The 8,097-nt window shown below is 51.0% G+C and carries 6 protein-coding genes; 2 read left to right on the top strand and 4 right to left on the bottom strand.

What is annotated here, in order from left to right; translation table 11 throughout:
- Positions 1 to 285: 285 nt before the first annotated feature.
- Complete coding sequence (locus MIB40_RS10145; protein WP_264758524.1) at positions 286 to 1,242, bottom strand: lysophospholipid acyltransferase family protein; 957 nt, start codon at positions 1,240 to 1,242, stop codon at positions 286 to 288.
- A gap of 162 nt (positions 1,243 to 1,404) precedes the next feature.
- Between MIB40_RS10145 and MIB40_RS10140 the strand changes: the two genes are divergently transcribed.
- Both MIB40_RS10140 and MIB40_RS19860 read left to right on the top strand, forming a co-directional pair.
- Positions 1,405 to 3,078, top strand: coding sequence for a methyl-accepting chemotaxis protein (locus tag MIB40_RS10140; protein ID WP_249693652.1), 1,674 nt, complete (start codon positions 1,405 to 1,407; stop codon positions 3,076 to 3,078).
- Between the two features lie 91 nt (positions 3,079 to 3,169).
- Positions 3,170 to 3,631 (top strand): DUF4124 domain-containing protein, encoded by a 462-nt coding sequence (locus MIB40_RS19860; RefSeq protein WP_406566459.1) that lies wholly within the window; start codon positions 3,170 to 3,172, stop codon positions 3,629 to 3,631.
- A 23-nt stretch (positions 3,632 to 3,654) separates the two neighbouring features.
- Here MIB40_RS19860 and MIB40_RS10135 read toward each other — a convergent pair whose 3' ends face one another.
- From MIB40_RS10135 to MIB40_RS10125, 3 genes are read right to left on the bottom strand one after another with little or no spacing between them, the layout of a single operon-like run.
- Positions 3,655 to 4,560 carry an acyltransferase gene (locus tag MIB40_RS10135; RefSeq protein WP_249693650.1) on the bottom strand — a complete coding sequence of 302 codons (906 nt, stop codon included), beginning with the start codon at positions 4,558 to 4,560 and terminating at the stop codon, positions 3,655 to 3,657.
- A gap of 22 nt (positions 4,561 to 4,582) precedes the next feature.
- Positions 4,583 to 6,685: a phosphate acetyltransferase gene (pta, locus tag MIB40_RS10130; protein WP_249693649.1), complete on the bottom strand. Its 2,103-nt coding sequence runs from the start codon at positions 6,683 to 6,685 to the stop codon at positions 4,583 to 4,585.
- Positions 6,686 to 6,716: 31 nt separating this feature from the next.
- Positions 6,717 to 8,003, bottom strand: coding sequence for an acetate/propionate family kinase (locus MIB40_RS10125; protein WP_319941651.1), 1,287 nt, complete (start codon positions 8,001 to 8,003; stop codon positions 6,717 to 6,719).
- Between the last annotated feature and the right edge of the window lie 94 nt (positions 8,004 to 8,097).

Below are 8,097 nucleotides of genomic sequence, written 5' to 3'. Positions count from 1 at the left end.
GGTAGTGTGGGGTTTCCTCATGTGAGAGTAGGTCATCGTCAGGCTTTTATTGTAAAACCCCGATCTGGATTCAGGTCGGGGTTTTTTTATGCGTGGAAACCAAGTGAAAGTCAGGATTCGTGTGGGTTGGTGGCTCCGCGGGGCTGAAACCGCTGATCTCTTAAACGGTGAGGCAAACACCCTTTTGTAAGCCTCGTCGCAACCTTTTAGAGAGGCTTTTGACCTTATGGGTTAGTAGTTTTTATAGCCTGCGGAGAGAGTCGTTCAGCGCACTGGCGCTTCAACCTAATAAAGCTTGGCCTCTCCTTCGGGTCTATGTTTAAAGCGTCGGTGTTGCCAAAGGTATTGTTCAGGGTGCAGGCGAATGTAGTCTTCAATCATGTTGTTGACTCGGCAGGTATCGGCGCTCAAATCCCCACTTGGAAAACTCTCCAGCGGAGGGCTGAAGTTTAAAATGTAATGCCCACGATCATCTCGATGATAGGTGATCATTGAGGTTACAGCATCGGTCTGTTGAGCGTAATCAGAGGTTACGGGAATGGTTGCTGCCGGAATATCAAAAAAGGGTACCCATAGGCTGCGCTTTCGTCCCATATCCTGATCAGGCAAGATAATTCCTACTTGGCCCTGTTTCACATACTCAAGCATCTGTTTTACCTGCTTGCGGGGCATAAATCGCCCGGCGTATTTGCGCCGCATAATACCGGTTAAATATTCGTACAGTGGGTTGTCGTGAACCCGATACAGGATGTTGTAGTGGATGCCAATAACACCGGCCAGGCGCGCTATGGCTTCGACACAGGTCATATGCAAGCCGAACAATATAATGCTTTGGCCTTTTTCCATTAACGGCTTTATATGTTCTTCGTAGCCTGTGACATGGCTGATGCGTCGCATGCGTTCGTCACTGCACCACCAGACGAGGCCTGGTTCAAGTAAGGCAAAGCCCAGGGTTTGGTAGTTCTTACGAGCCAGCTGTTTGCGCTCTTCATCATCAAGCTCGGGAAAGCACAGCTGAAGATTGGTCATTGTGGTTCTAAGTCGGCTGCCACCCAACCGATAAAACAGATCTCCGATGCGGGCGCCGAGCCAGATCAGGGCCGGTACAGGTAAGCGGCCTACCAAAAAAAGCATTCCGAATAATAGCCAAATCCCCCAGAACCTTGGTGCTAGGAAGCGCCATTGAAACTGATAATCATCAAGGTAGCCACTTTGGTTAGTACCTGCACTGCTTGATTTCATTGCCGTAAAGCCTATTTTTAGAGTGTGTAGTTATCTGATGTACTGACAGACTGTCAAATATTTGCCACATAATATCAAGAAACGCTCTACTTGGCCGATATGCCTTATCGCCGATGACTTACCGGCCCTTTAACACCTTTGATGTATTAAGGAATAATAATTATGAGCATTAAAGCGCGAATCCTTCTGTTAACCATATTGCCACTCCTACTAATTACTGCAGTTGTAATGGTGGTCTCTTCATGGCGTTTAATGGCCTTAGAGGCCGAAGAGGTGGATCATTTTCGAGAGCAGTTGATCAGCAGTAAGCAGACAGAATTGAAGAATTATATGCAGATGACGATGACTGCTATACAGCCCTATTATGATATGGATGACAAAGAGGGCGCCAAAGATGTCATGCGGCGACTGCGCTATGCGGATGACCAATCGGGTTATATCTTTGTTTACGACTACACCCATACCAATATGGTGCATGGTGCCAAACCCTCGCTTGAAGGCAAAGATATGGCAGGCGTGCAAGACCCTGATGGGAAGTATCTGGTCCGAGATCTGGTTGATATCGCCAAAAAAGGGGGGGGATTTTATACCTACCTCTGGCCGAAGCCCAACAGTGAAGAAAATGAGGCAAAATTGAGTTATGCAATGGGGCTGGATAAATGGCAATGGATGATGGGGACCGGGTTTTATATCGGTGAAGTGGAGCGTCAGGTTGCGCTGCAGAAACAGTTCTTCCAGAACGCTCTTAATACAACCCTGATGTGGCTTTTTGGTATTGGAGCGCTTGCTGCTGCTTTGACGATAATTATTAGCCTGATTCTTGTTCGCCAAACTGTCAGTAAAATTACGGCTTCAGTGGAGGTAATGGAAGATATTGCTCAAGGAGATGGTGACCTTACCCGCCGTCTTGAAGTCGAAGGCAACACGGAAATGGATCAGCTTGCCGGAGCATTTAACCGTTTTGCCGCCAAGGTACACGACATCATTTGCCAGGTGACCGATGCCACCGAAGAGCTTTCTCATTCATCAAGTGAAATTAGTACGTTGGCACGTCAACAAAGTGATGCGATGGGCAACCAACACTCTGAAATTGAACAGGTGGCTACGGCCATGAACGAAATGACCGCGACGGCTCAGGAGGTGGCCTCCAGTGCAAGCGAGGGCGCGAATTCGGCCAACCAGGCCCATCAACAGTCGGAGCAGGGGCAACGAATTCTTGATGCTACTATTTCATCGATTCGTTCGTTGGATAGTCGTTTGGAAGAGGCGGCTTCCGTTATCAAAACATTAGAAACTGAAACCGAAAACATCGGCTCGGTATTAGGTGTCATCGGCGGCATTGCAGAGCAAACGAATTTGCTGGCTCTGAATGCAGCCATTGAAGCCGCCAGGGCTGGTGAGCAGGGTCGTGGCTTTGCGGTAGTTGCCGATGAGGTGCGTACTCTGGCCAGCCGTACTCAGGACAGCACGGCTGAAATTCAGGAGATGATTAACCGATTGCAGCAAGAATCTGCCCAAGCGGTTTCGGTGATGACCGTCAGTAGAGAGCAAAGCAGTACCTCCGTTGATCAGGCCACGCAAGCAGGAGAGTCGTTGCAATCTATTGTGCATTCGATCAACGCCATCAATGATATGACAACCCAAATCGCTAGTGCAGCAGAAGAGCAAACCGCCGTTGCCGATGAAATCAATAACAATGTTACGCGGATCTCGGACATCAGTAGCGAAACCACCATAGGCCTGGAAAGTACGGCCAGCGGTGCGAGTTCTATTCAGGATCTGGGTGGACGATTGCAGCAACTGGTAAGCCAATTCAGGGTTGATCGGAGTAAATAATGCGGTGTTAGATAGTATTGCGCGAATCAAGCGGGAGGGGCCGCAGGAGTGCTGTGGCCCGCTTTATCGTTTAGCTGCTCTGGCGCTTCTGATGATAAGTCAGTGCATATATGCGCAGTCCGAGGTTTATCGCTGCGTTGATGAGGACGCTGTTCGATACAGTGACCAGCCCTGCGGACCTAATGCCGAGCAGTTGACTCTACCGGAGGTGTTGCGGACCGATCCTGTTTCACCGCCGGCTTACAGCACAGGTGCAGCGCCCAGATATGAGCCGCCAGAGAAGAAAAACAAACCCAAAAGACGGCCCGCTCGGCCTGATTTTTGTCCCGATGTGAGGGAGATTACCACGGCCGTAAGGCTCGGTAGAATCAAGCTTTGTATGACCAAAGAGCAGGTGTTGGCAGCCAATAGACGATCTGAACCTACTCGCCAAAGTTACTGGAATGATCAGGGTGATTTGTTCGAATATTGGTATTACAGTGCCAGGCCGGAAGGTTGGCCGCGGGAAGTACGCTTTAAAAATGGGGTAGTCAGGAGCTTTGGTAACCCCTGACAGTCACTTTTGGGAAGACAGTTTCAACGTTCAGACAGTTGCTTGAGTTGTTGGTCTTTTTCTTCCCAAAGATCATTTACCCATAACTGAAATTGAGCGCGATAGGTTTCATCATTCAGGTAGTCACCTCCACGAAATTCTTGTGGAATGGGCTGCACTGTCATTTTCACAATAACATGATCTACTTTACCGCAGAGGAAATCCCAAAAACTGGGGCGGCTTTTGCCAATGTTATCGGGATAGCAAATAGTGATATTGAGCAGAGTGCCCAACTGCTCGCCCATGGCGCCCAGTACAAAACCAATGCCGCCGGCTTTAGGTTTTAGTAAATGTTCGAAAGGCGATTGCTGACGTTCGTGTTTGGCTTTGGTAAACCGGGTACCTTCCAGAAAATTAAAAACGGCCACTGGCGTGTGTTTGAACTTCTCACAGGCTTTGCGAGTAGTTTCCAGATCCTGACCTTTCTTTTCCGGGTGTTTCTCCAGATAGTCGCGGGTGTAGCGTTTCATAAAGGGGAAGTCCAGTGCCCACCATGCCAGCCCGATAACCGGTACCCAAATCAGCTCCTGTTTGAGGAAAAATTTCAGCATCGGAATACGATGATTCAGCAGGTGCTGTAGAATCGTTATGTCGGCCCATGACTGGTGGTTACTGGTAACCAGGTACCAGGATTTTTTATTCAGGCCTTCAGGGTATTCAACGCTCCAGTTCATAGGCTGCGTCAGGTGCATCCAGCCGCTGTTGATGCTAATCCAGGTTTCCGCGATGCCGATGCCGATGCGGGTGCAAAGCACTCGAACCGGTTTGAGTGGAATGATGAGCTTTAACACCGCGACAAAAAGCAACAGGGGAACCAATAACAGAGTATTGGCAATTAAAATAATCGCGGCGATGGTGCCGCGAACAGCAGGGGGCAAAAAGTACAACATAATGGTCCGTTTTTCGTTTTAGTTATCGTTTACTTTGCTCGGCTTGTACCGCCGTAAGAGCGATGGTGTAGACAATATCATCTACCAGTGCCCCGCGGGAGAGGTCATTAACGGGTTTTCTCAAACCTTGAAGCATGGGACCCACGCTGATGACATCAGCACTTCGTTGCACCGCTTTGTAAGTGGTATTGCCGGTATTGAGATCCGGGAATATAAACACGGTCGCACGACCTGCAACCGGACTGTTGGGTGCTTTCTTCATCGCAACACTTTCAATGGCGGCTGCATCGTACTGAAGCGGGCCGTCGATCAATAAATCAGGGCGCTTGCTCTTGGCTATTTCAGTGGCTTTCCGCACTTTCTCGACATCGACGCCGGTGCCAGAAGTTCCGGTGCTGTAACTGATCATGGCAACGCGGGGGGGGATGCCGAAGGCTGCAGCGGACTCAGCGCTTTGGATCGCAATTTCGGCCAGTTCCTCTGCCCCCGGGTCAGGGTTCACGGCGCAGTCACCGTACACCAGAACCTGTTCGGGTAGCAGCATGAAAAAGATCGACGAGACGATGTTGGTATCGGGACGGGTTTTAATGAGCTGAAAAGCGGGGCGAATCGTATTGGCCGTCGTATGGACTGCGCCGGAGACCAAACCATCGACTTCGTCCAGCGCTAACATCATGGTGCCCAGAACGACATTGTCTTCAAGCTGGGATTCTGCCATAGGGGCCTTTAAGCCCTTATGTTTACGCAGTTCTACCATGGGGGCAACGTAACGGTTGCGCACGCTCTCGGGATCGAGAATGATCAGGTCGCTAGGTAACTGAGTGCCTGTGCCTTCGGCGACCCGGTGAACCTCTTCGGGATTGCCCAATAAAATACAATGGGCGATGCCCCGTTGGTGACAGATTGCCGCGGCCTGAATGGTTCTTGGCTCATTGCCTTCGGGTAGAACGATACGGCGGTTTGCTTCACGCGCTTTGAGGGTAAGCTGATAACGGAAAGCGGGTGGGGATAGTCGTGGTTCGCTGGTACGCCCGCAGCGTTCTTTCAGCCATTCGGCATTGATGCAGGAGGCCACAGAGTCCATCACTTTCTCGATCCGCTCCTGGTCATCCAATGGTACTTCGGTATTCATGCGATCAAGCTTGGTGGCCGTATTGTAGGAATTGGTTTCAATCAGCATGACGGGCAAACCGCTTTCCTGAGTTGCTTTGGTGCAAAGGGAAACGATCGCATCATTCGGCATAATGCCGTTGGTCAGCAGTAATCCCGCTAGAGGGACGCCATTCAAGGCTGCCAGCGATGCTGCCAGAATAATATCGTCACGATCTCCCGGGGTGATGATCAATGCGCCGGGTTTGAGCTTGTGACTGATGTTGGCCGCCGTTCGGGCGCAGAGTACGCGCGAGGTCACTCTCCGGTTGGCTATCTCGCCTTCATGAAGGATTCGAGCATCCAGCAACTGGGCAACATCTTTGGTCCGGGGGGACGCGAGGGTGTCGTCCCAGGGAATATAGCCGATGGGCTCCAATGGCTTGCTACGAAATGCGCCCAGTCTCAGGATCTCTTCCGGGGCTCCCGGAGCCAGGTGGTTGTGGTCCTCCTGGGACATTTTATTGATGATGTAACCCAGTACGCGTTTTTTGCTTACCCCACCGAAGGTGTCACTCACAATCTCCAACTTGTCGGCAACGGCATCCAGCGAATCGACCTGAGATGAGGACACCAGAATGACATCGGCGCCCAGAGTTTTAGCGATGTCAGCATTCAGGCGGGTCACATATGGGGCTTGGCGCGTTGGCACCAACCCTTCGACAATCACGACATCGGCATCTCCCGCACTTTTCTGGAACATACCGATGATCTGTTCCATCAAAACGTCACGTTTATGATCGCCGAGAAGGTCTTCTACTCGTTCCAGAGAAATCGGGTTGGGTGGGGTCAGTCCCATGACTCTCTGTATCAACTGCGTCGAACGTTCGGGCCCCGAATCGCTGGAGTGCTGCTGTGCAATGGGTTTACAAAAAGCAACCCGCAACCCGACATTATCGAGCGCACGAACCAAACCCAGAGAGACAGAAGTTAATCCCACTCCGAAGCCTGACGGTGCTACAAAAAAAGTATGCATAATAAAATCCTGTGGTTTCGACGTGGGCTTGTTAAGCGGTTGTAGTTAGAGCAGATGTATCGCGAGCGATCATCAGTTCTTCGTTGGTGTTGATCACAAGTATGTGCGGGCTGTCGTCAGCACTGATGATGCCTTTATGCTGGTTACCGTTACTGTCATTGCGTTGGCGGTCCAGGGCAAGCCCTAGAATTGATAAGCGATCGCAAACGGCTTGCCGGATACGCGAAGAGTTCTCGCCTATGCCGCCGGTGAAAACCAGGGCATCGAGTCGGCCAAGGCTGGTTGCCAACCCTGCTAACTGTCGAGCCAGCGTGAAGACATAGATATTAATCGCCAGTCTGGCGCGTTCATCGCCTTCGGACTCGGCTTGTTCCAGAGTGCGCATATCGTTGCTCAGCCCGGAGACACCCAACAAACCGCTTTCTTTATTGAGCATGCGAGAGGTTTGTTGCAACGAATAACCACATTGATCAGCCAGGAAATCGTACAGGTTGGGGTCGACGTTACCACTACGGGTTCCCATGACCAGGCCTTCAAGCGGAGTCAGTCCCATGGTGGTGTCAACGCTGTTGCCGTTGCGAATAGCCGCTGCACTGCTGCCGTTACCCAAGTGCGCGCAGAGCAACGCGTTATCTTGTGGGTTCAGCTGAAGTCGCTCGATGGCTTGTTGGCTGACATAGCGATAGCTGGTGCCATGAAAACCATATCGACGCACGCCATGTTGTTCGTAAAGCTCGTAGGGAATGGCATACAAATAAGCTTCTGAGGGCATGCTTTGGTGAAATGAGGTATCGAATACGGCGACGTGAGGTTTATCGGGGTAGTGATGCTGGGCGACTCGAATGCCCGTCAGGTTCGCGGGGTTGTGCAGTGGCGCCAGGCTTTGGCAGTCGCTGATGGCATCGATCACCTGACTGTCGATCCGGGTGGATTCTTTAAATCGTTCACCGCCATGCACAACCCGGTGCCCGATGGCCCCAATGACCTGCTCCAGGTCGAGTTCTCTAAGCAGTTCAACGATGCGAGCGCAGGCCTGTTGATGGTCGGCATCGGGTAGTGCCAGAGACACTTTTTTACCCTGGTATTTATAGCTTATTGAGGCCAGAGATTCGCCTAACCGCTCGGCGAGTCCTGCAATGGGTTGTTCCCCGGAGGTCGGGTCGATCAAGGCAAATTTCAACGAAGAACTGCCGCAGTTCAATACCAGGATATTGTGTTGATTCATAATGTCCGCTGTTTTGAAGACCGGGGTGTAGGCTCTTTTGTTGGCCTTTGCCTCTAGTCGGGCTGTTACACCGGTATCGGTCGTATCCATCATTTGTATTCCGCAAGCAAAAGGTTGCTGCTTATTGTGCTTTTCGGGCAACCGATTGCTGGAGCGAATTATACGTTTTTTTTACCAAAGGTCTGCG

The organism is Aestuariirhabdus haliotis, from assembly GCF_023509475.1.
Taxonomy (GTDB): domain Bacteria; phylum Pseudomonadota; class Gammaproteobacteria; order Pseudomonadales; family Aestuariirhabdaceae; genus Aestuariirhabdus; species Aestuariirhabdus haliotis.
Note: the sequence above shows the minus strand (reverse complement) of the source record. Positions and strands in the feature narration are given on the sequence as shown.